This window comes from Pseudomonas sp. LBUM1656, from assembly GCF_059716065.1.
The window spans coordinates 6373038-6399358 of record NZ_CP166800.1; the positions used below are offsets into that span (position 1 = coordinate 6373038).

Consider the following 26321-nt stretch of genomic DNA (forward strand, 5'->3'; position numbering starts at 1 on the left):
CAGTCGTAAATGCTCGACTCGGTTAGTCTGAAACACTTCATTGCTTTATTTTGCGACTGCTGCGCAGCCGGACGCAGGCTACGCCAGCTGCTACAGGTCCAATTTCAATGCCCGGACGATTCCTTGTGGTTGTCCAGCGTTTCGAGCAAGGCCACCTGCATCCGCGTGTGTATGCGGATGAACCAGCGCCAGAGCAGAGCCGCCACCGCGGCGGCGACCACGGCGATCAGTACCAGCAACTTGTTGGTCGGCAAGATACTGGCCGACAAGGCTGCCAGCAGCAGGAAGATCACCAGCAGCGAGAGGATCGGGATCACTTCGGCGATCACCCGGCGCACTCGCTGCGTGTGGCGCCCCGCCATCTCGGGCTTCACGCCCATCTCCGCCAACAGCATCGACAGCGCCTTGAGCTTGCGATAGGCGGCGATCAGGAACGGCAGCGACAACAGCAATGCCCCGCCCCAGATCAACGCTTTCTGCCAGCTCGGATCACTGATCCAGTCTTGCAGGTAAATGGACATGCGTTTGGCGAAGTACGCGCCCGAAAAGAAGATCGCAATCACCAGCGCCAGATTGACCCCGACCTGCAACAGAATCCGCCGGATCATCGACGCCAGCAACGCGCCCTCGCCCTGAGGCTGGATGCTACGCAGCCACTCGCCATACATCCCCAACACTCGACCCAGTCTCTGTGGCATCACGGCGGCAAGTTTGATCGATAGCGGATCAGCCGCGCGGATCAGATACGGCGTCAGCAACGTCGTAAGGACCGAGACCGCCACGGCGACGGGGTAGAGAAAGTTGCTGGTGACCTGCAGCGTCATGCCCAGCGCGGCGATGATGAAGGAGAATTCGCCAATCTGCGAAAGTCCCATCCCCACGCGCAGTGAGGTGCGTCCGTCATTGCCGGCGATAAACGCCCCGAGGCCGCAGGAAAACATTTTGCCAAGCACAACGGCCACGGTGATCACCGCGATCGGCCAGGCGTATTGCAGCAGGATCATTGGATCGAGCATCAAGCCGATAGCCACAAAGAAGATTGCACTGAACAGGTCGCGAACCGGCTCGATCAGGCGCTCGATCTTCAGCAATTGCCGCGACTCGGCCATGATCGCCCCGATCAGGAACGCGCCGAGGACCATGCTGTATTCGAGCTTGACCACCAGCAGGCAGAAGCCGAAACACAGGCCCAGCACGGTGATCAGCAGCATTTCGTTGCTCTCGAACTTCGCCACGTAGGCCAGTAATCGCGGCACCAGCAAGATACCAATGACCAATGCAACGATCATGAACAGCGAGAGCTTGCCCACTGTGGAAAACACTTCACCGGAACTAACGGTGCCGCTGACCGCGATACTTGAGAGCAAGGCAATGATGCCAATGCCGAGGATGTCTTCGACGATCAATACCCCGAAGATCAGCTGGGCAAAGCGCTCGTTCTTCATCTTCAGGTCGTTGAGCGCCTTGACGATGATGGTGGTCGAGGAAATCGCCAGGATCGCGCCGAGGAACAAGGAATCCATGGTGTTCCAATCGAACCATTGGCCGATTTCGTAGCCGATCCAGATCATCAGCACGATTTCCAGGAACGCCGCGATAAACGCTGTGGCGCCGACCTTGAACAGCTTGCGCAGGCTGAACTCGAGGCCCAGGCAGAACATCAGGAAAATCACCCCGAGTTCTGCGAGCGTCTTGATGGTTTCTTCGTCGTGGATCAGGCTGAACGGCGGCGTGTGTGGGCCGATGATGAAGCCGGCGACGATATAACCCAGCACCACCGGCTGTTTGAAGCGGTGGAACAGCACGGTCACCACACCTGCGACCAACATGATCACTGCCAGATCCTGAATAAAACTGATGGCATGCATGGTGTGGGTCTCCTTGAGGTGGGCTTTCGGAGGTTAACACCGCGACTTCCGCCAGAAAGGCGGTGCAATATATGGAAACAGATCGATCCGGCGTGACGGCGACCACCCTCCCGGCGTCCCGATAACTGTGGTTTGAAAAAGCCGACCAGGCACCCGCAGAGGTGCCGCCCCTTCCGACATTCTGCCTTGACCCGTGAGAACGCTATGGAACCCGGAAACGCCCAGCTGTCGATGACGGTATTGATGACCCCCGACATGGCCAATTTCTCTGGCAATGTTCACGGCGGAACCCTGCTCAAATACCTCGACGAAGTGGCCTACGCCTGCGCCAGCCGTTACGCCGGCCGCTACGTGGTGACCTTGTCGGTGGACCAAGTGATTTTCCGCGAGCCGATTCATGTCGGCGAACTGGTGACTTTCCTGGCCTCGGTCAACTACACCGGCAACACCTCCATGGAGGTGGGCATCAAGGTGGTGACCGAAAACATCCGTGAGCGCTCGGTGCGCCATACCAACAGTTGCTTCTTTACCATGGTGGCGGTGGATGACGACCGCAAACCGGCTGCCGTTCCGCCGCTGCAACCGCAGAACAGCGAAGACAAGCGCCGCTTCATGCAGGCCCAGCAACGTCGGCAGATTCGGCAGGAACTGGAAAAGCGGTATCAGGAAATTAAGGGTGATGCCTGAAGTCTGTTAACCACTTCAGATAGCCATTCGCGAGCAAGCCCGCTCCCACATTTGATCTGCGTCGTTCACAGAGTCAATGTGGGAGCGGGCTTGCTCGCGAATGGGCTCACCGCAGATTCAGAGGCTAATCGCAGTCGCTTCAAACTTCACCCGCGGATGCGCAATCCGGTCCTGCGCCCTCACCAGTTCCAGCTCGTAGCTGGCACACGCCTGGGTTTCCAGCAGCACTTCATGCACCGCCGCCGCCGTGAACTCGAAGGCCGCCACCAGGCTGTCGCCCAACAGCACACGCGCCAGAAACAGCCCTGACGTCAGGTCGCCAACGCCCACCGGCTGACGCGGAAACGCCAGCAGCGGACGACGCAGGTGCCAGCTGCCTTCAGCCGTCACCAGCAACATCTCGAAGCCATCCGCCGGTTTGCCGGGATAGTCCAGATGCTTGACCAACACCGCCTTCGGCCCGCGCGCCAGCAGCGCTCGCGCCATCGCCAGGCAATCGAACAGCGACTGCGGCTTGCGCCCCGAGAAACTGTCCAGCTCCAACTGGTTCGGGCACATGAAGTCCGCCACCGAAGCCGCCTCTTCCAGCAGGAAATCGCTGACTTCAGCCGGCACGCTGCAACCCTTCTCCGGATGGCCCATCACCGGGTCGCACAAATACAACGCCTTGGGGTTCATCGACTTGATCCGCGCCACGCCGGTCAGGATCGCCCGGCCCTGGGCCGCACTGCCGAGGTAACCGGACAGCACCGCATCGCAATTGCCCAGTTCGCCAATCGCCGCGATCCCTTCGACCAGATCGGGGATCTGGTGCGGTGCCAGCACTTCACCGGTCCACTGGCCATATTGCGTGTGGTTGGAGAACTGCACGGTGTTGAGCGGCCAGACATTCACCCCGACCCGCTGCATCGGGAAAACCGCGGCACTGTTGCCAGCGTGGCCGAACACCACGTGGGACTGAATGGCGAGCAGATGGGGCGTACGTTTCATGCGGTGAGTTCCGTAAAACGATTGAAATTCGAGCCGCGCAGTATGCGACGAAACACGGCCTGTACGACAGACCGGCGACGCAGTTAAGCTGGCACTATCTTGTTGGAGCAACCTGTTGATGCTGACCCTCGGAAATATCTTCGTGCTGATGCTGCTCGCCACTGGCGGCGCATGGCTGTGGCACAACCACGGCTTGCGCGAGCGCGCGCTGGAACGGGTCAAACTGCATTGCACCAAGCTCGGCATCGAGTTGCTGGACGGCAACGTGGCGTTGAAGAAGATCGCGTTCATCAAAGACGCCAACGACCGACGGCGCCTGGCCCGTGTGTATAACTTCGAATTCACCGTGACCGGCGAAACCCGCCACAACGGCACCATCACCCAGTTCGGCGCCCACAGTGCGCAGATCGAACTGGCACCCTACCCGATGCCGTTCGACGACACGCCTGCTGTGGCTGACGTCGTGAAGCCTCGTGCTGAAGTGATCGAACTGAGTCAGTGGCGGCAAGAACACACCAAGTGGCGTCCTTAACCCGACCGGCAGTCGTCCAACGCTCCTTGCAGTAATTCAACATCCTGCGCCTCACTGAATATCAACTCGATCCGCGAATCCTGGCGCCATTCGCTGGGCTGCCATTCCAGTTCCGAGTTATCCAGCCCATTCGCCGACGCCCAACCGTCGACGCTGTGGATAACCAGCTTCGCCCGCCGCCAGGCCAGGCTTTCAAGCCACTGGCCAATGCGCGCCACATCGAAAGTCTGAGTCGGGTGCCAGCGCCAGCCGATGCTCCAGCCGCCCTCCTGCGCCTGACTCAGGCAAATCGGCAGCGCAGGATCAGTCCAGATGGCCGGCATTTGCGCCAATCCCTTGGGCACGACGAAGTTATCCACACCCGCCACCGCCTGAGCGCCAAGCCCCGGTAGTTTGCTCAACGGCAAGATCGCTTGCTGCGTCCAGTACAAAGGACAAGCAGGTAGTTGCGCGGCGATTCGCTGGCGATCATTGACGTCGAGACCTTCCGCCTTGTTCAGCACCAACAAACCGGCACTGCTCAACGCCTCCTGTTGCGCGTCGGGCAATGGCTTGCCAGCGGCGAGCGCCTGGGCATCCAGAACCAGCACACAAGGCTGTACCGCCAGTACGCCTTGCCACGGCGGCTCACTCAACTGCCTGAGCAACTGCGCCGGGTGCCCCAAACCGGAAGGTTCGATGAACAGCCGATCCGGCCGCGCCTTGCGCAGCAACCGCCCGAGGCCGATCTGAAACGGCGCACCGTTCACGCAACACAAACAGCCCCCGGCCACTTCCCCCAGTGCGATACCATCAGCGTCCTGGGTCAGCAGCGCTGCATCGAGGCCGATCTGCCCGAATTCGTTGATCAGCACCGCCCAGCGCTCGCCGCTTGGCCGTTGAGCCAGCAGGTGCTTGATCAGACTGGTCTTGCCGGCGCCCAACGGGCCGGTAATGACGTGAGTGGGAATGTTCTGCAACATGGTCGATGTTTTCTGAGGAGGTAATGGATGCGGTTGATGGGATTGGCGATGCTCTTGGCGCTGTGTTCCGGCGAGGCGCTGGCCCAGGCTTGCGTGGTACATAGCACGGCCGAGCGACTCGACGTAAAAGTCTGCCAGCAGAACCGCAACATCCCGCAAAAGCTCTTCGCCGACGGTTTCTGCCAACCGAACCTTCCCGGGCAGAAAGTCGAGGTGCAATACGTCGACCAATGCCCCACCGGCGCGTTCGGCGTGTGCAACAACGCCCAAGTCGCCAATATGCCTTACCGGCAGGATATTCACTATTACGGCGTGGCGACCGACGCGGCGTATCTGAAGCCGTTTTGCGAAGGCCAGAGCCAGGGCAACTGGCTCAAGCCTTAAGCCAGCCAATCCAGGGTCAGGATCAAACGGCGCTCGCCCGGCGCGGGGTGCGGCGAACGGTGGATCAGGCCGAAACCTTCATTGCCGTGCCATTTCTCGCCTTTGAGCAGTGCCACGTCGCCGCTGACGATTTGCTCGATCAGCGAATCAACGGTGGGTTCGGCTTCAGGCTTGCCCAGCTGCCGGCGATCCATCACCCCTTCTTTCAGCCACTGACTGCCGATGCCGGAATACGTAGTGATCAACCGCACCGGCACATGGTCGACGTGAAACCGTGGACACATGGCCTTGTCCAGGACCCGCACGCGCAGACCGATGCGCCTCGCGCCCAATAGACAGGCGAACGCGCTGACCAGCCAGGACACGTCGGCAATGAATCCGGCATACCCTTCGAGATCGCTGAATCCTGAGGCCAATCCCTGCAGATCGGGTTCGGCGTCATCGCTGGACAGTTCCAGGACCAGCGACTCGGCCAGCGGTTCGTTCAGGGACAGCAGCAAGCACCCGAAATCACTGATGTGCGCTGGTAGCTGGCGTTGCCAGACGGCGAGGTTTACGCCGTCATCAAGGATTCGCGTCAGCGTTTGCGGTGTTTCACCCTGGACCTGATGAACGACCGGCCGCAGTTTCAGACTGGGCGCCAACATCAGGCGGCCACTTCTTCGTGCCAAGGACCGAACGGATCTGCCAGCAAGCGCCAGCCTTCCACACCCAAGGCCATTTCATCATCGGTCAGCAGGCAATTGTCGAGTTCGGCGGTGAGTTGCACGAAGTCGATGTTCTGGCCGATGAACACCAGTTCCTGGCGGCAATCGCCGGTGGCGGCGGTCCAGTTTTCCATGATTCCGGCCGTGCTTTCTTCGTCCTGCGGCCACTGGGTTTTCGGCACGAAACGCCACCAGCGCCCAGCGAAACCATGGCGCATCAATCCGCCGGCCTGGGACCAGCTACCGGCGTCCATGTGCTTGCTGGCCAGCCAGAAAAAGCCTTTGGAGCGCAACAGTTTGCCGTTCACCCACGGCCTATCGATGAAGCTGAAAAAGCGTTGCGGATGAAACGGTCGGCGGGCTCGGTAGGCCGTCGAGGCGATGCCGTATTCCTCGGTTTCCGGCACGTGTTCACCGCGTAATTCCTGCAACCAGCCTGGTGCCTGGGCCGCTTTCTCAAAGTCGAAACGACCGGTGTTGAGGATTTTCTGCAAGGGGACTTCGCCCATGACCATCGGGATGATTTCCGCCTGTGCGTTGAGGCGTTCAAGGATCGCGATCAATTCCTGGCGCTCGCGGCTGCTGATCAAATCGATCTTGCTGATAAGGATCACGTCGGCAAATTCGATCTGCTCGATCAACAGATCGGTGATCGAGCGCTCGTCCTCCTCGCCCAATGTTTCACCGCGGGAAGCGAGGCTTTCGGCGGCCTGATAGTCGAGCAGAAAGTTCATGCCGTCGACCACCGTGACCATGGTGTCGAGCCGCGCGATGTCGGCCAGGCTCTGCCCTTGCTCATCACGGAAGGTGAACGTTTCCGCCACGGGCAATGGCTCGGAGATGCCGGTGGATTCGATCAACAGGTAATCGAAACGCCCGTCCCTGGCGAGCTTGCTGACTTCTTCGAGCAGGTCTTCGCGCAGGGTGCAGCAAATGCAGCCATTGCTCATCTCAACGAGTTTTTCTTCGGCGCGATTGAGGCTGACATCGCGCTGGACCTCGCTGCCATCGATGTTGATTTCGCTCATATCGTTGACGATTACGGCGACTCGCAGGTTGTCGCGGTTACGCAATACGTAGTTGAGCAGCGTGCTTTTACCGGCGCCGAGAAAGCCCGACAGGACGGTCACGGGGAGACGATTGGGCATCAGGAATTCCTCACAGGGATGCCCGATCGCAGTGCCGGGCTGAATTCAATGTTATAGTATAACAATGCAATCAAGCCAGCCCGGTCCGCGAGAATGTCCATGCGTATTGCCCTGAAATCAGCGCTGATAAGCTTTTCGCTGTTGCTAGCCGTAGATGCCTGGGCGCAAATCCCAAGCTTGGCCACATGCACCCGAAGCGCCAATCTGCTCGCCTGCGTGGATGCCGGCGGCAATGCCTACAGCGTCAACACCGTCGGCAACACGCTCTATTTGCGCGGTTTCGAAAGAGTGGGCAAACGCTATTGGGCGCAGACCAACAGCCGCTACGGACAACTCACCTTCTTCACCGGTATCGCCTCCGACGGCGAAGCCTGGGTCGGTTACAACCGGCGGGTCGGATGGACGACGATCAATCGTTTTTCCAGCTCCGGCGGCAGCAGCGCCAAGTTTACGTGCAGCCGGATTGCCGGCTGCTAGGCCTGAGCTTTTTTCTGCTGCTGTTGCCAGGCGATGTAACTGTTGAGCGGCGGATTCTTCTGAAAGTAACGCTGCAACCCTTCAAACAATCCGTCAGCCACAGCCTGCTGATGGCGAGCGGTCACCAGCCGCTGGCTGTCACGGGCGTTGGAAATGAAGCCGGTTTCCACCAGAATCGACGGCACGTCCGGTGACTTCAGCACTGCGAATCCCGCTTGCTCTACGCGCTTCTGATGCAACGTGGTGATGCCCGCCAAACTGCTGAGGACGGTGCTGCCCAATTGCAGGCTTGCGGCGAGGGTGGCGTTCATCGACATGTCGAGAATCACCCCGGCGAGCATCGGGTCCTTGTCCTTGAGATTGAGCAGACTGGTGGCGCCCAACAAGTCCGCGCCGTTCTCCCGCTGCGCCATGAATCGCGCCGTGGCCGAGGTGGCGCCACCTTCCGACAAGCAATATACCGAGGCACCTGAAGCGGTGAGACGCGGCGCCGCGTCCGCATGCACCGAGATGAACATATCGGCGTTGTGCTTGCGGGCGATCTCGACACGCTTGCGCAGCGGAACGAAGAAGTCGTCGTTGCGCACCAGCTTCACATCGAAGCCCTTTTCGCGTTTCAGTCGCTTGGCCAAAAGCTGAGAGATCGACAGGACGACGTCTTTCTCGCGCTCCCCTTTGGCGCCCACCGCGCCAGGGTCTTTGCCGCCGTGACCCGGGTCGACCACCACGATGATGTCGCGTTTGGGGTGACCCTTGTCGACGCTCGCCTCAGATGCAATTACAACGGGCAACGACGCTGCCGACTTCAGATCGAGCACCAGCCGATCGCCCTGGCCATCCTGCGGCGGCAGGAGAAAGCTGTTGAGCTGCACCGGAGCGCTGAGGTCGAGGACGATCCGCGTATCACCCTGGCCAAAATGCCCGGAGCGGATCGAACGGATGACCGTATTGCCGAGTGCCAGCTGACTGAAGTCGCCGCTGAGGCTGGCGCCATTCAGATCGATGATGAGCCGCTCGGGAGCGCTCAGTGAAAAGGTTTTGTACTGCACCGGCCCGCTCAAATCGAATACCAGCCGCAGCTTGTCATCGGAACGCCAGAGCCGCGCGTTGCGAATCTGCGCGGCCAAAACGCTGAAAGGTAAAGCGAAGGCTGCGCTGGCCAGTATCCATTTGAGCAAGTGACGTCTGTGCATTTTGAAAGCCGCTCGTGAAAAAGGCGTAGTCGATTTTAATGTAATAACATAACATGTGATATCAATTCCCACGATGGACTTGCTCATGAATGCGCTGACTCTGCCGGATATCGCCGCGCAGGCTTCACGCCAAGCCTTGCCACTCGAATGGGTGGGCATGTGCGGCATTGCTCTTCCAGTTCTATTCGATGGTCAACGGTTGAGTGCAAAGGCTGACGCAGGTGTGAGCCTCGATGATGGAGAAGCACGCGGCATTCACATGTCCCGGCTGTATTTGGCGCTGGAAATGCTGGAGCAGGAAAACCTGACACCTGCGCTTTTGCGGCGAGTCTTGCAACGGTTTCTCGGCAGTCATGAAGGCCTATCCAACACCGCCTACTTAAAAATTGATACGGATTTACTGCTCAAAAGGCCAGCGCTGATCAGCCCATTGACCGGATGGAAAACGTATCCGGTGAGCATCGAAGCGCGGTTGAAAAACGCAATGTTCCACGTGGAACTAAAAATCGACGTTCCATATTCCTCAACCTGCCCCTGTTCAGCCGCACTGTCACGACAGTTGATTCAGCAACAATTCGTCGACGACTTCGCCAACCAGTCACTGCAACACGCCGATGTATTGGCCTGGCTAGGTTCTACAAACGGCATCGTGGCAACACCTCACAGCCAACGAAGCCATGCACTTTTACGGCTGCAGCTAGATGACTATCTGGATGACTTGCCGCTGATTGCGCTCATCAACGACGCCGAAGCGGCGCTGGGAACCGCCGTGCAAACCGCTGTAAAGCGCGCTGACGAACAGGCCTTCGCCCTAGCCAATGGTCAAAATCTGATGTTCTGCGAGGACGCTGCACGCCGCTTGAATCTGGCCCTGAAACGCTCCCCCGGCATCAACGCTTTCCACATACGCGTCGTCCACGCCGAAAGCCTCCACGCTCACGATGCCGTCGCCGAAAGCCGATGGAATTGGGAGGCCGCATGATCCGCTGCCAGGCGTTGCGCTGGGGTGCGCCCGGCCAACCGCTCACGCCGCCCGTGGATATTGAATTGCCCAAAGGAAGTCTGACTGCCGTGATCGGGGCCAATGGCTCGGGTAAAAGCAGCCTGTTGAAAGTCATCGCAGGGCTGCAAAAGCCACTGACCGGAAAAATCATCCTCGACGTTCCACGCAAGGGCTCGCTGTCCTTTCTTCCCCAGCAACAACATCTGGATCGGCAATTCCCCATCAGCCTCCAGGAGTTGGTAGCCGCCGGTTTCTGGGGCAGTAACCAATCACCATTGCTACGCAGCCAACGCCTCAACACCGTGCTGGAAAACTGGTGCCTCACTGGTCTCGAACAGCGCCCGTTGATGGCCCTCTCCGGCGGCGAATTACAGCGCGCTCTGCTCGCCCGCCTGAGCCTCGCCGAGGCGCCGTTGCTGTTGCTCGACGAACCCCACGCCGCGCTCGACGAACTGGGCCAAGCGCTACTCTGGAAACACCTCCATGCCTGGCACGCCGAAGGTCGAACCCTGGTGGTCGTGTGTCATGACCTGGTCGCGGTTCGCCAACACATTCCACAAAGCTTGCTGATCAAAAGCAGCGGCTGCGTCCTTGGACCCAGCACCGAGTTGATCCACCAACAACCGCAAACGCAGGTGGCCTGATGCTCGCTGCCGCTCATCTTTGGCAACCCTTTCACGAGTTCGTGTTCATGCGCCGGGCACTCCTTGGTGGATTGGTGCTGGCCTGCAGCACGGCTCCGTTGGGCGTGTTTCTGATCCTTCGGCGCATGAGCCTGATCGGCGACGCGGTGGCTCACGGTATCCTGCCCGGCGCAGCGCTCGGCTTCTGGTTCGCCGGTTTGAGTCTGCCGGCACTGACCCTCGGTGGCCTCGGCGCAGGCCTGAGCATGGCCGGACTCGCCGCTTGGATCACCCGCCGTACAGGGTTGCGCGAAGACGCAAGTCTCGCCGCGATCTATCCGATTTCCCTCGCCAGCGGCGTGCTGATTCTCGGCATCGCCGGCAAACGTCTGGACCTGCTTCACCTGTTATTCGGCTCGGCACTCGCAGTCGATGGGCCGACGCTGACAGGCATGCTGTGGGTCACCGGGTTCAGCCTGATCGCCATGGCGCTTATCTACAAACCGTTGTTGCTGGACACCCTCGACCCGCTTTTCCTGCAAACCGTCAGCCGCCTCGGTCCGTTGGCGCACGGCGTATTCCTGACCTTGGTGGTGCTGAACCTGGTGATCGGCTTCCAGGCCATCGGTGCATTGATGGTGGTCGGTTTGATGATGTTGCCCGCCGCCGCGTCGCGCTTCTGGAGTCGCCGTTTGCCGGTGTTGATCGCGATCGCCGCTCTGCTCGGCTGCCTCTCGGTGTGGCTCGGTTTGCTGCTGTCGTTCTACTACTCGCTGCCCAGCGGACCGGCGATCGTGCTGGTGGCTGGTGGTTTGTATGTGCTGTCCGTGGTGTTCGGTCCGGTGCACGGCTTGCTGCGCCGCCCGCCTTTGCTCTCATCCCAATGAGGTACTTTCCGATGCGCGCTTTACTCGTGCTGTTCAGTTTGATGCTGTCGATGTCGCTGTCTGCTGCGGAAAAACTTCAGGTCGTCACCAGTTTCAGCATCCTCGCCGACATGACCCATCAGGTCGGCGGCGACCATATCCAGATCACCAACATGGTCGGTCCTGACGCCGATGCCCATACGTACGAGCCAACCCCGGACGATGCCAAAGCCTTGCTCAAGGCCAGACTCATCATCAAAAACGGTTTGGGTTTCGAACCCTGGCTGGACCGTCTGGTGACCAGCACCGAGACCAAAGCTTCAGTTGTCAGCGCAAGCCACGGCGTCATTCCGCGTTCCCTGGATGAAGACGGCGAGACCGTGCCAGACCCTCATGCCTGGCACAACCTGGCCAACACCGAGCTGTACATCAGCAACATCACCAAGGCGCTGATCTCCGCCGACCCGTCGAATAAAGCCGACTACGAACGCAACAGCCACGCTTACCTGAAACAGATCTACGCCCTGCTCGCCGAAGCCAAGGCCAAGCTCGGCTCGCTGCCACCGGGCAACCGCAAGATCGTCACCTCCCATGATGCGTTCGGTTATCTGGGCCAGGCCTACGGCATCGACTTCATGGCACCGCAAGGACTGTCCACTGAGCGCGAACCGTCTGCCGCCGAAGTCGCTGCGCTGATCACCCAGATTCGCCAAGCCAAGGTCAAAGCGGTGTTCTTGGAGAACATCAAGGATGCGCGTCTGCTCAAGCAGATTGCCGACGAAAGCGGCGCGCACATCGGTGGCACGCTGTACTCCGATGCCCTCGCCGCAAGCGGTCCTGCGAGCACCTTTGCCGGCCTGTTCGAATACAACCTCAACACCCTCTACGCCGCATTGAGCAAGCCATGATCCGCAAGAACCCTTCAGGCGATTTGCCACTGATTGCGGAGTCCGCCTATGTGGATAAAACTGCGATCATCTGCGGCAAAGTGGTGATCGGCGAAAACGTGTTCGTCGGTCCATACGCAGTCATCCGGGCCGACGAAGTGGATGCGTCAGGCGAAATGGAGCCGATCACCATCGGCGCCAATTCGAACATCCAGGATGGCGTGGTCATTCACTCCAAGTCCGGCGCGGCGGTGACCATCGGCGAGTTCAGTTCGATTGCTCACCGCTCCATCGTTCATGGCCCGTGCACCGTTGGCGACCGGGTGTTCATCGGGTTCAACAGCGTGTTGTTCAACTGCGCGGTCGGTGATGGCAGCGTGGTGCGGCACAACTCGGTGGTCGACGGTCGTGACTTGCCTGAGGATTTCTACGTGCCCTCCACCACTCGCATCGGGCCCCACACAGACCTCTCGCAGTTCCCGCCGGTGAGCGTCAGTGCTTCGGAATTTTCCGAAGACGTGGCGCGCACTAACGTCGATCTGGTGCGCGGCTACAAAGCCCTGCAGAACGAGTTCTGACCATGAGCAGCGTGCTGATTCGCAATGCCAGACTGGTGAATGAAGGTCGGGAATTCGAGGGCGATCTGCTGGTGAGCAATGGCCGGATTGTGAAGATCGCCAGCAGCATCGACGGAGAAAATGCCCACGTCGAAATCGATGCTCAAGGGCAATGGCTGTTGCCTGGAATGATCGACGACCAAGTGCATTTCCGAGATCCCGGGGCGCCGGACAAGGGCAGCTTTTACACTGAATCGCGGGCGGCCGTGGCGGGCGGCATTACCAGTTTCATGGACATGCCCAACACCAACCCGGCCACCCTGACCCTCGCGGCACTCGCTGACAAGAAGCGTCGAGCGGCGATCAATTCTGTCGCCAACTATGGTTTTCACTTCGGCGTGAGCAACGACAACCTCGACACCGTCGCGGCGCTCAATCCCTGCGAAGTGGCTGGCGTAAAAGTCTTCATGGGTGCCTCTACCGGCAACATGCTGGTTGACGATCCGCGGACACTTGAACGTTTGTTCGCCGAGGTGCCAACCCTTTTGCTGGCCCATTGCGAACACACACCCAGCATCGAAGCCAATGCCGTAACTGTGCTCGAGCGTTTCGGGGAATACATCCCCGCCGCCGTCCATCCACTGATTCGCGACGCCGAAGCCTGCTTTCGCTCCTCCTCGATGGCCGTGGACCTCGCTAAACGTCATGGCACCAGACTGCATGTTTTGCACCTGACCACCGCCCGCGAGCTGGCGCTGTTCGAAGACAAGCCACTGCTACAGAAACGCATTACCGCTGAAGTCTGCCTGCATCATTTGCTGTTCGATGATCGCGACTACCCGACCCTCGGCAACCTGATCAAGTGCAATCCGGCGATCAAGAGTCAGGCTGATCGTGATGCCTTGCGTCATGCCTTGTTGGGCAATCGACTGGACGTCATCGGCAGCGATCACGCGCCGCATACCTGGGCGGAAAAACAACGCCCCTACAGCCAGGCCCCCTCCGGTCTGCCGTTGGTGCAACACGCCCTGCCCGCTTTAATGGAACTGGTGATTGATGAAGTCCTGCCGATAACTACCCTCGTGGCCAAGACCAGTCACCGCGTGGCGGATCTGTTCGCCATTCCCGACCGCGGTTATCTGCGCGAAGGCTACTGGGCCGACCTCGTTCTGATCAAACCCGAGCCGGAAGGCGTGGCCATTTCCAGGCAGCCGGTCTTGTCGCAATGCGGCTGGACGCCCTTCGCCCGACAGCGTTTTCGCCACAGCGTCAGCACCACAATCGTATCGGGGCAAATTGCCTGGCACGACAAACGTCTTAATGACAACTGCCAGGGTTTACCCCTACGGTTTATGCGCTAACGCGCGTTTATTGCACTCGAGAGCACCCACATGATTCACATCACCCTGAGCGATGGTTCATTGCGTGAGTACGACCAACCGTTGTCGGTGTATGAATTCGCCGCGAGCATTGGCGCCGGGCTGGCCAAAGCGGCCGTGGCCGGTCGGGTGGACGGCGTTCTGGTGGATTGTGAATTCATGATCGAGGGCGACGCCCGCGTCAGCGTCGTCACGCCTCAAGAGCCCGATGGGCTGGAGATCTTGCGACGTTCCTGCGCATTGATGCTGGCGGTGGCTATCAAACAACTCTATCCAAAAGCGCAGTTGCAGAGCGGATCGGCGCTGGGTGATGGCTTCTTTTATGAGTTTGCGTTCGAGCGTCTGTTAAACCTGGTCGACCTTGCCGCCATCGAAGCGCGCATGAGGACGCTGGCAGCCACCAACCATTCGATCCGGCGCCGCAAGCCGTCCTTCGGATCGACGCCCGCGCAAAGGTCATTGCCCTACCTCTTTGGAGACTTCGAGTGTCTGTCAGTGGGCCCGCATGTTCCGGCCACCCGAGTGTTGCAGGCATTCACGCTCAATCACATCAGCGGCATTGCGCCGCAGCGGATCTACGGCACGTGCTGGTCCTGCCAACAGGAACTGGAAGACTGGCGGACGCCGCCGCACGTGATCATCGTCAGCATGGACGAGCGTCAGGCGGATTACGCACAGTCCGTGACCGAGGCCTTGCGCCGAACCGGCGTACGCGCTCGTGCGGACCTGCGCAACGAGAAAGTCCGCCACAAGATCCGCGAACACAGTCAGCAAGTGCCGTATCTGTTGGTGATTGGCGAGAAAGAAAAAGCAGGCGGGTTTGTCAGTGTGCGCAGCCGAACGGGGGAAGATTTCGGTCGGATGGCGGTTGAGGCGGTGTGTGACTGGCTGAGGTCGACTGGCATTTCGGATGTCTGAAGCGACGCCATCGCTAGCAGGCTAGCTCCCGCAGGATAAACACCATCCCTGTGGGAGCTAGCCTGCTAGCGAAGTTTTTAGGCCCGTGGCTTAACGGTCCCGCAATCCTGACCCAGCCACACCGCACGGGTATCGAGGCTACCCTTCTGCTGAATGCCGGTCGCATTGAACGTGCCGTTGACCTTGGTGGTGAACTCACGATCACTGAGGAAGGTGGCGACACCCGAACCCTGCGCTTTCGGACAACTGAAGCGGAATTTCCACTGATTGCCGCTGCGCTCAGTGATTTCCTGTTTGCAGCCCGATTGCGGATCCGTCAGCGGAATATTGTCTGACTTCACTTGCTCCGGCGTCAGACACGCCCGAATCCCTTTGCCGCCCATGGTGATGCCCTGCTTCTCCAGCTGCGCACGCTGTTCCGGGGTCATCTGGCCCTGCAACTGACCGAGGATCAACTGCAAGTCCGGCAGGTTCTGGTCATCGACCTTCATGTTGCTGGTGGTCAATTCCCACAAACCCGGCTGCAGCATCTGTGCCTGAGCGGCCACAGGAAGTGCCAAACCAAGAGCCACGGCCAAACCCAGCAGACGAACGTTCATCGAGTAACTCCTGATCAGTAGTGGCCGTTAGACGTCAGCCAATGGCTTCGGTTCATGGGCCAATTAAATAGCGACATTCTGCACGGAACATGGTCTGTTAAGCATTGAATCTTCAGGAGCAAGGCTGCCCCATGGATTACTTTGGACCGCACATTTTCGGCTACATGATTGCACTGCTTCATACGCTGGGCCTGATTGCAGCCATCCACGCCGTACTCACCGTCCGGACCGCCCAGGGATCCATCGCCTGGGCCCTGTCGTTGATCTTCATGCCTTACCTCACGCTTATTCCGTATCTGGTCTTCGGTCGCAGCACCTTCGATGGCTACATCAAGGCGCGGCGACAGGCCAACGAAGAGATGCGCAAGGCAATCTCCGAGCTCAACTGGCGTCCCTGGGTGGAAGAAGCGCTGACCGCTCGCGCTTCCAGTGCCTACGCGTCCTTGAGGGCCATGCCCAAACTGGGGCGAATGCCGTGCCTGGCGAACAACGAAGTGCGCTTGCTGATCAACGGCCAAGCCACCTTCGACGCGATTTTCGAAGCCATCGACAACGCGAAGGAAGCGGTGCTGATTCAATTCTTCATCATCCACGACGACCGCCTCGGCCAACGCCTGCAAACCCTGCTGCTGAAGAAAGCCGCCGAAGGCGTGGCGATCCACTTGCTGTACGACCGCATCGGCAGCCATTCCCTGCCCCACAGTTACGTGCAACCGTTGCGTGATGCCGGCGTCGAGGTCAAAGCCTTCGCCACCCGCAGCGGCTGGCTCAACCGCTTCCAGGTCAACTTCCGCAATCATCGCAAGATCGTCGTCGTCGACGGGATTCTGGGCTTCGTCGGCGGGCATAACGTCGGCGACGAATACATGGGCGAGAAACCACCGTTGGCGCCCTGGCGCGACACCCATGTCCGCGTACGCGGCCCGGTGGTCGCCTGTATGCAGGAGTCGTTTGCCGAGGACTGGTTCTGGGCAGCGCGATCGTTGCCACCGCTGATCCTGCCGGACGAGTATCCGGACGACGGAGTGCTCTGCCAACTACTCGCCAGCGGCCCGGCCGATTCCTACGAAACCTGTTCGTTGTTCTTCGTCGAATCCATCCATGCCGCGACAGAACGGGTATGGATCACCAGCCCCTACTTCATCCCCGACGAAGCCGTGTTCGCAGCGTTGCGACTGGCGGTGCTGCGCGGCGTGGATGTGCGGATACTGCTGCCTTCACGACCGGACCACCGAATCGTCTACGCCGCCTCAAGTCTCTATGCGTTCGAAGCCGTGCGCGCAGGCGTGCGAGTGTTCCGCTACCAGCCGGGGTTCCTGCATCAGAAGGTGGTATTGATCGACAGCGAAATCAGCGCCATTGGCAGCGCCAATATGGATAACCGTTCGTTCAGGCTTAATTTCGAAGTGATGCTGCTGACCGTCGACAGCGCATTTGCCGCCGAGGTAGAACAGATGCTCAACGATGACTTCGCCCAGGCCCACGAGATCGCCAAAGAAGAAAGCCGGGAGACCCGCCGCCTGCAACAGGTCGGCATGCGGATCGCCCGGCTTATTTCACCGATTCTCTAAAGGTAGATGTCGTCTCGCGTCCATGGCAGTTCATGGCTGCCATCAGCGTGGGCTTTCACCGCGAGGATCTGGTGCAGATTGATCCAGCCTCTGGCGAACGCGTAAGCGCATCCAGCCAGGTACAACCGCCAGATTCGCAGCGCCTGTTCCGGAACCAGTCTGGAAGCCGCCTCCAGATTGTCCTCCAGGCGTTCGCTCCAATGGTCCAGGGTGCGCGCGTAGTGCAGGCGCAGGCTCTCGACATCGACGATCTCCAGCCCCGCTTCGCTGATCTCGGCGGAAATCATCGACAGGTGCGGCAGCTCGCCGTTGGGGAAGACATACTTCTCGATGAAATCCCCGACACCGCGCCCCACCGGACGGCCATCAGTGTGCTTGGCGGTAATCCCGTGGTTCATCACCAGGCCGCCCTCTTTCACCGCGCCGAACAAGGTTTTGCAGTACTCGGCCAGGTTGGCGTGGCCGACGTGTTCGAACATGCCGACGCTGACCACTTTGTCGAAGCGCCCGTCCTGAGGCAGGTCGCGGTAGTCGAGCAGTTGCAGCTCGACCAGATCGTCCAGGCCTTCGGCGCTGACCCTTTCACGGGCCAGGGCCAGTTGCTCTTTACTGAGAGTAATCCCGAACACTTTTGCGCCGAACTCACGGGCCGCAAAGCGAGCCAGCCCTCCCCAACCGCACCCGACATCCAGCAGGTATTCACCGGGCTGCAGCCGCAGCTTGCGGCAGAGGTGGCGAAATTTGGCTTGCTGTGCTTGCTCCAGCGTTTCACTGCCGGTCTCGAAATAGGCGCAGGAATACGCCATGTCGCTGTCGAGCCACAGCTGATAAAACGCGTTGGAAAGGTCGTAGTGGTAGGAAATCGCCTTCGCGTCGGTTTCCTTGTCATGGGCAGTGCGCAATGGCTGACTGTCTTGGTCACCGAGCAATTTCTGGCTCCACTCATCACAGACGCGTATCACGTCGCTGATGGAACCTTCGAGCTCAAGTTTACCTTCGACAAACGCCGCTCCGAGCGCGTCCAGGCTTGGATGGGTGAACTGGGAAACCATTTGTGGGTCCTTGACCACAATCGTGACGCTGGGCGTCGGCCCCAGATTGAATTCATGGCCGTCCCAGAGTCGCAGGCGTAGCGGTAACTGCAGATTCTGTAAGGCCGGTGGAAGTTGCGCGAGCATGGAAAATCCCCCTTGTTTCAGACGTCTGATGTGAGGGTAGACCATCCTAGAAAAATAGCTGGCTATCGATTTAATAGCGTTTTTCTATAACTCGCGGCGCTGTAACCAGCCGTCGTGGGCGATGGTCCTTACCCTAGATGACTACGAACTTGAAGCGCAGTTCTAAAAAGTTAGTGTTGTCCTCATCTCCTTGGTTTAGAGCCTTTCAAGGCTCGTCTTTGATTTTCAACAATGGTTCCTGAAAGCGCAGCAGACGCCCCGCGTTTCCGAGCACCAGCAACGTACTAAGGTTATGCAGCAACGCCGCAATCATCGCCCCCGCCGCACCGAGCCAGCCGAATGCAGCGAAGGCAACAATCGCCAGGGTCCAGCCCAGGCCGATGATCACGTTGACCTGTAACGTCTGCCGACATTGGCGGCTCAACCGAACACAAGTTCCGAGGCGACGCAGGTCGCTGCCGATCAGCACAATGTCTGCCGACGCCAGCGCGATGTCCGCACCTCCGGCGCCCATGGCCACTCCAACGACGCCGGCCTTGAGTGCCAGCGAATCGTTGATGCCATCCCCCACCACCATCGGCCGGAAACCATTGTCGATCTCCGTCAGCACGCGGTTGAGTTTGTCCTCAGGCAAGGCCTGCGCTTCAACATCGCTGATGCCGACATCACGCGCCAGCGTGTGCGCGACGCTGTGCCGATCTCCAGTGAGCAGCAACTGGCGACCCAAACCCAACTCACGTAATTCGCTCAAGGCAAATCGCGCTTCAGGTTTGACGCTGTCGGCCAGCAACAGCCAGGCAAGGAATTCACCGTTGAGCGCCAACCCGGCAATCGGGCCGTCGTGTTCAGGAACGGCCGACGTGGCGATGTCCAATTGCGCGAACAACTCCGGGCGACCGAGTGCTGCCTCGCCCTGTTCCGTCATCGCCACCACGCCCAGCCCCTGGCGCTCGTGGATGTCCGAGAGCAGCAGAAAATGTTCCTGAGTGACCAGACCGGCGAGCGCACGACTGACCGGATGGCTGCTGGCCGAACCAAGACTGGCAGCGAGTTTCAGCACGTGGCTGCGGTCCTCCAGCGGGCTGTCGATGGACTGCAAGCGCAAGGTGCCAAACGTCAGGGTTCCGGTCTTGTCGACCACCAGCGACGTCAGGTCCGCCAACTCTTCCAGGAAGGCCGAGCTGCGGATCAGGATCCCGTGCCGCGCCGCCACCGCCACGCCGGCAATCGCCGTAGCCGGAGCCGATAACACCAACGCGCAAGGACACGCCGCCACCAGCACCGCGAGCATCGCCTGGGCATCGTTGGTGACAAACCAGGTCACCGCGGCCAACAGCAACACCAGCACCATGTAGCTGCCGGCGTAGCGTTCGAGCAAACGCGTGATCGGCGGCTTTGAACGCTCGGCGCTTTGCATCAGGGCGATGACTTTCCCGAGGGTCGACTCGCTGCCAGTGCGCATCACTTCGATGCGCAACAGACCGTCGAGGTTGATCGCCCCGCCAAAGACCTGCATACCAACGCCCGCCTCGATAGGCACCGACTCACCGGTGATGGATGCCGTGTCGAGGCTCGCCTGACCGGACAACACCCGACCATCGGCCGGCACCCGATCACCCGCTCTTACTTCGACAATGTCGCCGGTTTTAAGTGTGCCGTTGTCGACCTCGACGATGGCACCGTCCGCCTGAACCTTACGTGCGTGGCTACGGGTCAATTTGCCGAGGGCGCGAATCGCTTCCTGGGAACCGATCACACTGCGCTCTTCCAGTACGTGGCCGAAGATCATGATGATGGGTAGCAACGCGGCGGTCAGCAGATCACCCGTCGCCCAGGCGCCGAGCATGGCGAGGGCGATCAGCTGATCGGTGATCCCGTGCAAGCTTGGATACCGCAGGCTGTACCACGCCGAGCGCATCACCGGCACGGCCACCAGCAAGGAAGCAAAACCCAACAGCAATTGACTGACGCCCGTCTGTTCCGGAGACAGCCAGCGCCAGACCAAACCGAGGCTGAGCAAGCCAAGTGCGAGCATGGCCAGGGTCAATTGGCGTGCAGCGCTGCGTTGTTCAGCCGAGGACAACAGGCTCGGTGCGGCGGCGGTCTGGGCGGTCATTGCGTTGCTCCCTGAATGATCAGGCGGGTATCGTCTTTCGGGTTGACCGTCGTCACCGAACCGGCCTGACCGAGAATCTTCGGCATCTGCTCACGGTAAATGCGCAGCAACATTTGCGGGTCGGTACCCTGTTGTTGCGCCTTGGCCAGGCTCAACACCGTGGCCGTATCGGCCGAGGCTTTCGCCAGCCGCTCGCTCGCCTGGGCGTGGGCGACTTGTAGCGTTCGGTCGCCTTGTTCATTGGCTGTCTGGGTCAGTTTCTCAGCCTCAGTGCGTGCATTGGCGACGGCTTTGTCCGCTTGCTGGCTGGCGGTCAGCACCGCATTGAACGCATTCACCGCGGGACCGGGCAGACTCGATTGCACATCGACTCGTGCCACTTCGATGCCCAGTCCCTGCCCCGTTGCAGTCAGCTCGGCAAGACGTTGATTGATGCCTTGCACCAAGTCACCGCGCAGACGTTCGCGACGTTCGGCCGCCTGGTTATCGGTGCCGATAAGCTCCGGTCGAGCCACCAAAATGGTATCGAGGTCTCGCGCAGCGGTCAGTGCAACGGCGCTGCGAGTGACCAGCCGATCGAGTGCCGGCAGCACATGCTCGCCTTGAAGCACGAAGGCATAAGGTTCAGTGACCTTGTAGAAAACCCGCACATCCAGTTGCACCACGCCCGCATCACCGGTCAGCAAATAACCCGAGCCAGCAAGCGCATCGCTCAGCGGAGTCGCGAAAGACGCTAGTCGGTCGGCCTGCAACGCAGCATCACTGCGCAGCAGATTCTCCACCCGACGTTCGATCACCCGGTCGGCCGCCGGCAACAAAATCACTTGCTCAAAGGGGCGCGGCCACGCCAACAGCAACCCGGCATTCTGGATGCGATCCAGCGCACCGAAGTGCAGGACGACCGCCCGATTCTGTGGATCGATCTGCCGCACATTGGAGAATGCCCAAGCTAGCGCGGCGAGAATTGTCACGCCGTAAAGCGCCAGAAAAGCCAATCGCCCAGCCTGAATCCAGGGGCTACTTAACTCAAGTGTTCCACGTGGAACTAAATTCATGGCTGCGACCCGGGCTTATTGTCGAGGGTCGGTGGACCGTCAACCAACACCCGGAAAGGCGCGGCATCGGTGCGCAAAATCAGTTTGGTGCCCGGGGTGACGATCGTGCCCAAGGTGTCGAGGGAGCGCAGCAAGTTGTAAAGCTGCGGCGAACCGGCGTAGGCACGGCCATAAATCTGCGCGGCTTCAACGCGGGATTGAGCTTCGATATCAGCCGCTTTCACCGTCGCATCGGCTTGCACGATGCGCGCATCACGTTCGGCAGCGGATCGGATTTGCGCGGCTTCTCGTTTGCCGATCGCGGTGCGTTCAGTGGCAATTGTTTCACGCTCGGCACGCATGCGGTCGACTGTGGCGGTGAGCGTCACCGACGGCAGGGTCAAACGCTCGATGCCCACTTGCAGCACCCGAACCCCATACGTGGTCAGCAACTGCTGATCGATCTGCTGACGCAACTGCGCCTCGAAATCTGCGATGTGAACCTGATTGGCGTCGGTGTTCACCAGGTTGGCCAGATCGAAACTGCTCGCGGTGGTTTCCAGTGCAGACCCCACAAACGTACGAATCTGCCGCGCCGCTTCGTCCGGCTGATTCTGCACGGCTCGCATAAAACGCTGCACGTTATCCGGATCGCCCTGCACCTGCCACGCCACGTACGCCTGAACAATGATGCGCAAACCGTCGCGCGTACCCACATCCTGCAAACCGCTGGAGGTGGTCCGCAGGCGCAAGTCGACAGGAATGGCCGCTTCAAACGGTGCCGGCCAGCGCCAGCCAAGACCCGGCTCCAGCAACACCCGCGACGGATTGCCGAAGCGAGTGATCACCGTGGCCTCCCCCGAGCGCACTTGCACCAGACTCGCCGCCGCGATGGCAAATGCCACGAGCAATGCCGCCCAGCCCATGCGCCGCCACGGGAACGGGCCGGCTTCTTGTGGATCACCGTGATGATGGTGGTGGTGACCGTGGTGATGTCCGCCATGGCCGTGATCGTGGCCCGCGTGGTCGTCGTGATCGTGAGTGTGCGACTGGCTCAATTGGCAGCTCCTGGCTGAGCGCTATTGCGCGGCGACGCAGGATCGGCCGGCAGCGTGAAAGTACGTAGGTCGATGGTCGGCGCATTGCTGCTGCCGCCCAGGCGATGATCGAGAACCAGCAACTTGGCGTTGGTCAGGCCTTGGGTCAGTTGGCTGAAATACTGTTCCAGCACGAACGCCTGTCCGGCACTGGCATACGCTTTTTGCTCAGCGGTGAATTTCAGATCCGCCGCCTGAGCAGTGGAATTGATTTCATGCGCACTGGCTGTCGCTTGATCGCGAGCAATGCTGGCCTGCAATTGCGCCTGATTGGTCGCCTCCGCTGCCGCACCGCGCTCGCGGGAGATCAATGCCTGGGCACCAATCTGCGCCGCCTGAACACCGTGATAAGCGTTCGCCGCTCCGGCCGGCGGGTGAATGGCCTCAACCACCGTGGCGAGAATTTCCACGCCGCTGTCCAGTTTGTGCAAATCAGCCTGCACGGCGCGACCAATCTCTTCAGCCAGCCCTACCCTGTCTTCGCCGAGCAAACCATCGAGGGTCCGCGAGGCGAAGTCATGAACCAGAATCCGGCTGGCGGTGCTGCGAATCAGCGTCGGTACATCGGCGCTGTTGTACGTCGCGGCCAACGCCGCTTGATCGGTCAAACCGATGCGATAGACAAAACGCACGTCCATGTTGACGATTTGAAAGCTCTGTTTGTCGGCACGGCTGCTGGCGATGACCTGGGATTTATCGTTCACATGGCTGGCGTCCCACAAGCGATTGGCAATCGCCGGCGCCGGGCCTTCCGCAGGCTCCAGGACGACCGGCGCCGACGTTTCGCCAACGCTGGTCGCCAACTCATGAACCACGCCGTTTTCAACGCTCAACACCCGGCCCAAAGGCCACGGCAAACCGGCGTGCAATCCCGGGCCGAACACTTCCACCGGTTTGCCGAAACGCTCGTAGATGCCCCGCCCTTGCAGCGGTATTTCGTGAATGCCGGTGAGCGACCACCCGACGATTGCCACCACCGCCATCACCGGCAAAAACGCTCGGCGCATGTAGGTGAAGGCCCAAATTTGCCGCAGGTCGATGCCGAAGCGGTTATGCAGTTCGTGCTGCAACGCCAACAACGGTTGTGGCGGCCAACGCAGCATGTCGGCGACAAAACTACGCGCCAGCAACGTCGGTTCAAGTTGTTCACGGCGAGGACTGAACAGCGACAGGACCGCGCGCAGCAACAACTCGGCCGCGACCAGCCCTGGCAACAAGCCGATCAGCACCGCCAACCGCACCGGCCAGACCGAAGTTTCGCTGCCGAACAACAAACACAACGCGCTGAGCACCAGGCAAATGATTGCCACCCGGCTCATCTGCGCCAACTGCCCCGCTTCTGGCCATTGGGCGACGTTTTCCTGGGCGAGCTGACGCTCAAGCACCAGCAAACCGAAGGCCAGCAATAACGACAGCGCGGCGCCGACGCTCGCCGACAGGCCCAACGCAGCGGGCGGCAACGCGAGGCTCCAGAACTGACTGATGCTGAAGATCGTCAACAGCGCCCAGCCGGCGAGCCAGAGCGTCGGTGCGCCGATCTGCCCGAGCATGCGCACCCAGCGCTGACTGAGTCGCTCCAGCAATCGATCATACCAGCCTTCCGGGGCAACGGTGTCGTCCGCCACCACCACCGGCGGCGGCGGACTCATTGCCCGAGCACGCCACTGAGTCACCCACCACGCCGATTGCAGAGCGGCAATCAGCACCAGCAAACCGGCACTCTGACTGACCAGCAACGGAGCCCACAGCGACAGCGGCGCAAACAGCCCGACGAAAAACGCCAGCACCAGACCGACCGCCGCCAAGGCGCTCAGGCCGATGGCGAACTGACGCAATCGCCGCCCTTGAAAAACCGCCTGCTGAAAGCGCAGCAGCCCTGCTACCTGCGTTCCATCGACTTCGAGATCGACTTGCATACCACCCCAGTACTTATCATTGGCCACATCGCAATTCGTTACGATATAACGAAAGCAGTGAAATTTTTGTACTAATTCGCTCTATCTAAAGACGCTCAACCTGTCGCCTTGCTGAAGCCTTGACCGAAATAGCCATAAACGCACATATTACGTTCGTAATTTTAATCAAAGGCTACGGTTACCCAGCCCACTTCCCTTTCAGTCCAGGAGTACATCCATGAGCACTTATGACGTCGTGATTCTGGGCGGTGGCCCCGGCGGTTACAACGCAGCAATCCGTGCAGGTCAGCTAGGGCTGAAAGCAGCGTGCGTGGAAGGCCGGGCGACGCTCGGCGGGACCTGCCTTAATGTCGGTTGCATGCCATCCAAGGCGCTTTTGCATGCCTCGGAACTCTACGACGCGGCCATGGGCACGGAATTCGCCAACCTGGGGATCGAGGTCAAACCGACCCTCAACCTTGCCCAGATGATGAAGCAGAAAGATGAAAGCGTGACCGGGCTGACCAAGGGCATCGAATTTCTGTTTCGCAAAAACAAAGTCGACTGGATCAAAGGCTGGGGCCACATCGACGGGCCGGGCAAAGTGACGGTGACCGACAGCCAGGGTGGCAAGACCGAACTGAGTGCCAAGGACATCATCATCGCCACCGGCTCCGAGCCCACTCCCCTGCCAGGCGTCGAGATCGATAACAAACGCATCCTCGATTCCACCGGCGCGCTGTCACTGGCCGAAGTGCCGAAGCACCTGGTGGTGATCGGTGCCGGTGTAATCGGCCTGGAACTGGGCTCGGTGTGGCGACGCCTCGGCGCTCAAGTGACCGTTGTCGAATTTCTCGACCGGATCTGCCCCGGGGTGGACGGTGAAGCAGGCAAAACCCTGCAGCGCTCGCTGAGCAAACAGGGGATCAGCTTCAAGTTGAGCTCGAAAGTGACCAGCGCCACGACCTCGGCAAATGGCGTTCAGCTCAGCGTTGAACCGGCGGCTGGCGGTACCGCCGAGTTGCTCGAAGCCGATTACGTGCTGGTTTCTATCGGGCGTAGGCCTTACACCGAAGGTCTGGGTCTGGAAAACGTCGGCCTCAGCACCGACAAACGCGGCATGCTCGCCAACAAGGGTCACCGCACTGAAGCGGCTGGCGTATGGGTGATCGGCGACGTTACCTCCGGGCCGATGCTCGCGCACAAGGCCGAGGATGAAGCCATGGCCTGCATCGAGCAGATCGTCGGCAAGGCGGGCGAGGTCAACTACGACCTGATCCCCAACGTCATTTACACCAAGCCTGAACTGGCCAGCGTCGGCAAGACTGAAGAACAGCTCAAGGATGAAGGTCGGGCGTACAAAGTTGGCAAGTTTCCCTTCACCGCCAACAGCCGGGCGAAGATCAACCACGAGACCGAAGGCTTCGCCAAAGTGCTGGCCGATGAGCGCACCGACGAGATTCTCGGCGTACACCTTGTGGGGCCGAGTGTCAGTGAAATGATTGGCGAGTATTGCGTGGCAATGGAATTCAGCGCTTCGGCGGAAGACATTGCGCTGACGTGCCATCCGCATCCGACGCGGTCCGAGGCATTGCGTCAGGCGGCGATGAATGTTGAGGGGATGGCGACGCAGATGTAAGCCTTAGAGTG

General features: G+C 60.1%; 25 protein-coding genes. 13 read left to right on the top strand and 12 right to left on the bottom strand.

Annotation, left to right across the window (positions count from 1 at the left end; all coding sequences use genetic code 11):
- Positions 1-104 precede the first annotated feature (104 nt).
- Entirely contained in the window at positions 105-1868 is a 1764-nt protein-coding gene (locus ACA072_RS28940) for a cation:proton antiporter (RefSeq protein ID WP_497622181.1), read from the bottom strand.
- Between the two features lie 204 nt (positions 1869-2072).
- Between ACA072_RS28940 and ACA072_RS28945 the strand changes: the two genes are divergently transcribed.
- The gene (locus tag ACA072_RS28945) at positions 2073-2555 is read left to right on the top strand and encodes an acyl-CoA thioesterase (RefSeq protein WP_010465381.1); all 483 of its coding nucleotides are present in this window, start codon (positions 2073-2075) and stop codon (positions 2553-2555) included.
- Between the two features lie 117 nt (positions 2556-2672).
- Here ACA072_RS28945 and pdxY read toward each other — a convergent pair whose 3' ends face one another.
- Complete coding sequence (gene pdxY / locus ACA072_RS28950) at positions 2673-3545, bottom strand: pyridoxal kinase PdxY (protein ID WP_497314605.1); 873 nt, start codon at positions 3543-3545, stop codon at positions 2673-2675.
- A 118-nt stretch (positions 3546-3663) separates the two neighbouring features.
- Here pdxY and ACA072_RS28955 point away from each other — a divergent pair, with 118 nt between their 5' ends.
- Positions 3664-4077 carry a DUF3301 domain-containing protein gene (locus ACA072_RS28955; RefSeq protein WP_497622184.1) on the top strand — a complete coding sequence of 138 codons (414 nt, stop codon included), beginning with the start codon at positions 3664-3666 and terminating at the stop codon, positions 4075-4077.
- Here the strand turns inward: ACA072_RS28955 and ACA072_RS28960 are convergent.
- Positions 4074-5039 carry a CobW family GTP-binding protein gene (locus tag ACA072_RS28960; RefSeq protein WP_497622185.1) on the bottom strand — a complete coding sequence of 322 codons (966 nt, stop codon included), beginning with the start codon at positions 5037-5039 and terminating at the stop codon, positions 4074-4076. The two genes, ACA072_RS28955 and ACA072_RS28960, sit on opposite strands and share 4 nt — an antisense overlap.
- A gap of 27 nt (positions 5040-5066) precedes the next feature.
- On the opposite strand from ACA072_RS28960, the gene ACA072_RS28965 reads away from it, so the two are divergent.
- The gene (locus ACA072_RS28965; protein ID WP_497622186.1) at positions 5067-5423 is read left to right on the top strand and encodes an NADH:ubiquinone oxidoreductase; all 357 of its coding nucleotides are present in this window, start codon (positions 5067-5069) and stop codon (positions 5421-5423) included.
- On the opposite strand, the gene ACA072_RS28970 is transcribed toward ACA072_RS28965, so the two are convergent.
- Together ACA072_RS28970 and zigA are read right to left on the bottom strand one after the other, a co-directional pair.
- Positions 5420-6070, bottom strand: a complete 651-nt coding sequence (locus ACA072_RS28970; RefSeq protein ID WP_497622187.1) for a DUF1826 domain-containing protein — start codon at positions 6068-6070, stop codon at positions 5420-5422. The genes ACA072_RS28965 and ACA072_RS28970 overlap by 4 nt on opposite strands.
- Positions 6070-7278 carry a zinc metallochaperone GTPase ZigA gene (gene zigA, locus ACA072_RS28975; protein WP_497622188.1) on the bottom strand — a complete coding sequence of 403 codons (1209 nt, stop codon included), beginning with the start codon at positions 7276-7278 and terminating at the stop codon, positions 6070-6072. The genes ACA072_RS28970 and zigA overlap by 1 nt, the downstream gene beginning before the upstream one ends.
- 99 nt (positions 7279-7377) lie before the next feature.
- On the opposite strand from zigA, the gene ACA072_RS28980 reads away from it, so the two are divergent.
- Positions 7378-7755: a glutamine synthetase gene (locus ACA072_RS28980; protein ID WP_497622189.1), complete on the top strand. Its 378-nt coding sequence runs from the start codon at positions 7378-7380 to the stop codon at positions 7753-7755.
- Here ACA072_RS28980 and ACA072_RS28985 read toward each other — a convergent pair.
- Positions 7752-8948 (bottom strand): N-acetylmuramoyl-L-alanine amidase, encoded by a 1197-nt coding sequence (locus tag ACA072_RS28985; protein ID WP_497622191.1) that lies wholly within the window; start codon positions 8946-8948, stop codon positions 7752-7754. The genes ACA072_RS28980 and ACA072_RS28985 overlap by 4 nt on opposite strands.
- An 85-nt stretch (positions 8949-9033) precedes the next feature.
- Between ACA072_RS28985 and folE2 the strand changes: the two genes are divergently transcribed.
- From folE2 to ACA072_RS29020, 7 genes are read left to right on the top strand one after another with little or no spacing between them, the layout of a single operon-like run.
- Positions 9034-9930: a GTP cyclohydrolase FolE2 gene (gene folE2, locus ACA072_RS28990; RefSeq protein ID WP_497622193.1), complete on the top strand. Its 897-nt coding sequence runs from the start codon at positions 9034-9036 to the stop codon at positions 9928-9930.
- Positions 9927-10595: a metal ABC transporter ATP-binding protein gene (locus ACA072_RS28995; protein WP_497622195.1), complete on the top strand. Its 669-nt coding sequence runs from the start codon at positions 9927-9929 to the stop codon at positions 10593-10595. The genes folE2 and ACA072_RS28995 overlap by 4 nt, the downstream gene beginning before the upstream one ends.
- Entirely contained in the window at positions 10595-11461 is an 867-nt protein-coding gene (locus ACA072_RS29000; protein ID WP_497622197.1) for a metal ABC transporter permease, read from the top strand. Before ACA072_RS28995 ends, ACA072_RS29000 begins: the two co-directional genes overlap by 1 nt.
- A gap of 11 nt (positions 11462-11472) precedes the next feature.
- Positions 11473-12348: a metal ABC transporter substrate-binding protein gene (locus tag ACA072_RS29005; protein WP_497622198.1), complete on the top strand. Its 876-nt coding sequence runs from the start codon at positions 11473-11475 to the stop codon at positions 12346-12348.
- Positions 12345-12905, top strand: coding sequence for a gamma carbonic anhydrase family protein (locus ACA072_RS29010; protein WP_109626881.1), 561 nt, complete (start codon positions 12345-12347; stop codon positions 12903-12905). The genes ACA072_RS29005 and ACA072_RS29010 overlap by 4 nt, the downstream gene beginning before the upstream one ends.
- 2 nt (positions 12906-12907) lie before the next feature.
- Positions 12908-14245 carry a dihydroorotase gene (locus ACA072_RS29015; protein ID WP_497622199.1) on the top strand — a complete coding sequence of 446 codons (1338 nt, stop codon included), beginning with the start codon at positions 12908-12910 and terminating at the stop codon, positions 14243-14245.
- Positions 14246-14275: 30 nt separating this feature from the next.
- Positions 14276-15181: a His/Gly/Thr/Pro-type tRNA ligase C-terminal domain-containing protein gene (locus tag ACA072_RS29020; protein WP_497622200.1), complete on the top strand. Its 906-nt coding sequence runs from the start codon at positions 14276-14278 to the stop codon at positions 15179-15181.
- 77 nt (positions 15182-15258) lie between these two features.
- On the opposite strand, the gene ACA072_RS29025 is transcribed toward ACA072_RS29020, so the two are convergent.
- Complete coding sequence (locus ACA072_RS29025; RefSeq protein ID WP_497622202.1) at positions 15259-15780, bottom strand: DUF3617 domain-containing protein; 522 nt, start codon at positions 15778-15780, stop codon at positions 15259-15261.
- Positions 15781-15911: 131 nt separating this feature from the next.
- Here ACA072_RS29025 and cls point away from each other — a divergent pair, with 131 nt between their 5' ends.
- Positions 15912-17351: a cardiolipin synthase gene (gene cls, locus ACA072_RS29030; protein ID WP_497622204.1), complete on the top strand. Its 1440-nt coding sequence runs from the start codon at positions 15912-15914 to the stop codon at positions 17349-17351.
- Here cls and cfaB read toward each other — a convergent pair.
- The 5 genes from cfaB to hflK (ACA072_RS29055) all read right to left on the bottom strand — a co-directional run bounded on the left by cfaB (position 17348) and on the right by hflK (ACA072_RS29055) (position 24692).
- Positions 17348-18529 carry a C17 cyclopropane fatty acid synthase CfaB gene (cfaB, locus tag ACA072_RS29035; protein WP_497622205.1) on the bottom strand — a complete coding sequence of 394 codons (1182 nt, stop codon included), beginning with the start codon at positions 18527-18529 and terminating at the stop codon, positions 17348-17350. The two genes, cls and cfaB, sit on opposite strands and share 4 nt — an antisense overlap.
- A 205-nt stretch (positions 18530-18734) precedes the next feature.
- Positions 18735-20645 carry a cation-translocating P-type ATPase gene (locus tag ACA072_RS29040; protein WP_497622206.1) on the bottom strand — a complete coding sequence of 637 codons (1911 nt, stop codon included), beginning with the start codon at positions 20643-20645 and terminating at the stop codon, positions 18735-18737.
- Entirely contained in the window at positions 20642-21700 is a 1059-nt protein-coding gene (gene hflK / locus ACA072_RS29045; RefSeq protein ID WP_497622208.1) for a protease modulator HflK, read from the bottom strand. The genes ACA072_RS29040 and hflK (ACA072_RS29045) overlap by 4 nt, the downstream gene beginning before the upstream one ends.
- Positions 21697-22737, bottom strand: coding sequence for a protease modulator HflC (hflC, locus tag ACA072_RS29050; RefSeq protein WP_497622211.1), 1041 nt, complete (start codon positions 22735-22737; stop codon positions 21697-21699). Before hflC ends, hflK (ACA072_RS29045) begins: the two co-directional genes overlap by 4 nt.
- Positions 22734-24692 (bottom strand): protease modulator HflK, encoded by a 1959-nt coding sequence (gene hflK / locus ACA072_RS29055; RefSeq protein ID WP_497625054.1) that lies wholly within the window; start codon positions 24690-24692, stop codon positions 22734-22736. Before hflK (ACA072_RS29055) ends, hflC begins: the two co-directional genes overlap by 4 nt.
- A gap of 217 nt (positions 24693-24909) precedes the next feature.
- On the opposite strand from hflK (ACA072_RS29055), the gene lpdA reads away from it, so the two are divergent.
- A complete protein-coding gene (gene lpdA, locus ACA072_RS29060; RefSeq protein ID WP_497622212.1) occupies positions 24910-26310 on the top strand; it encodes a dihydrolipoyl dehydrogenase in 1401 nt (466 codons plus the stop codon).
- The last annotated feature ends 11 nt before the right edge of the window (positions 26311-26321 follow it).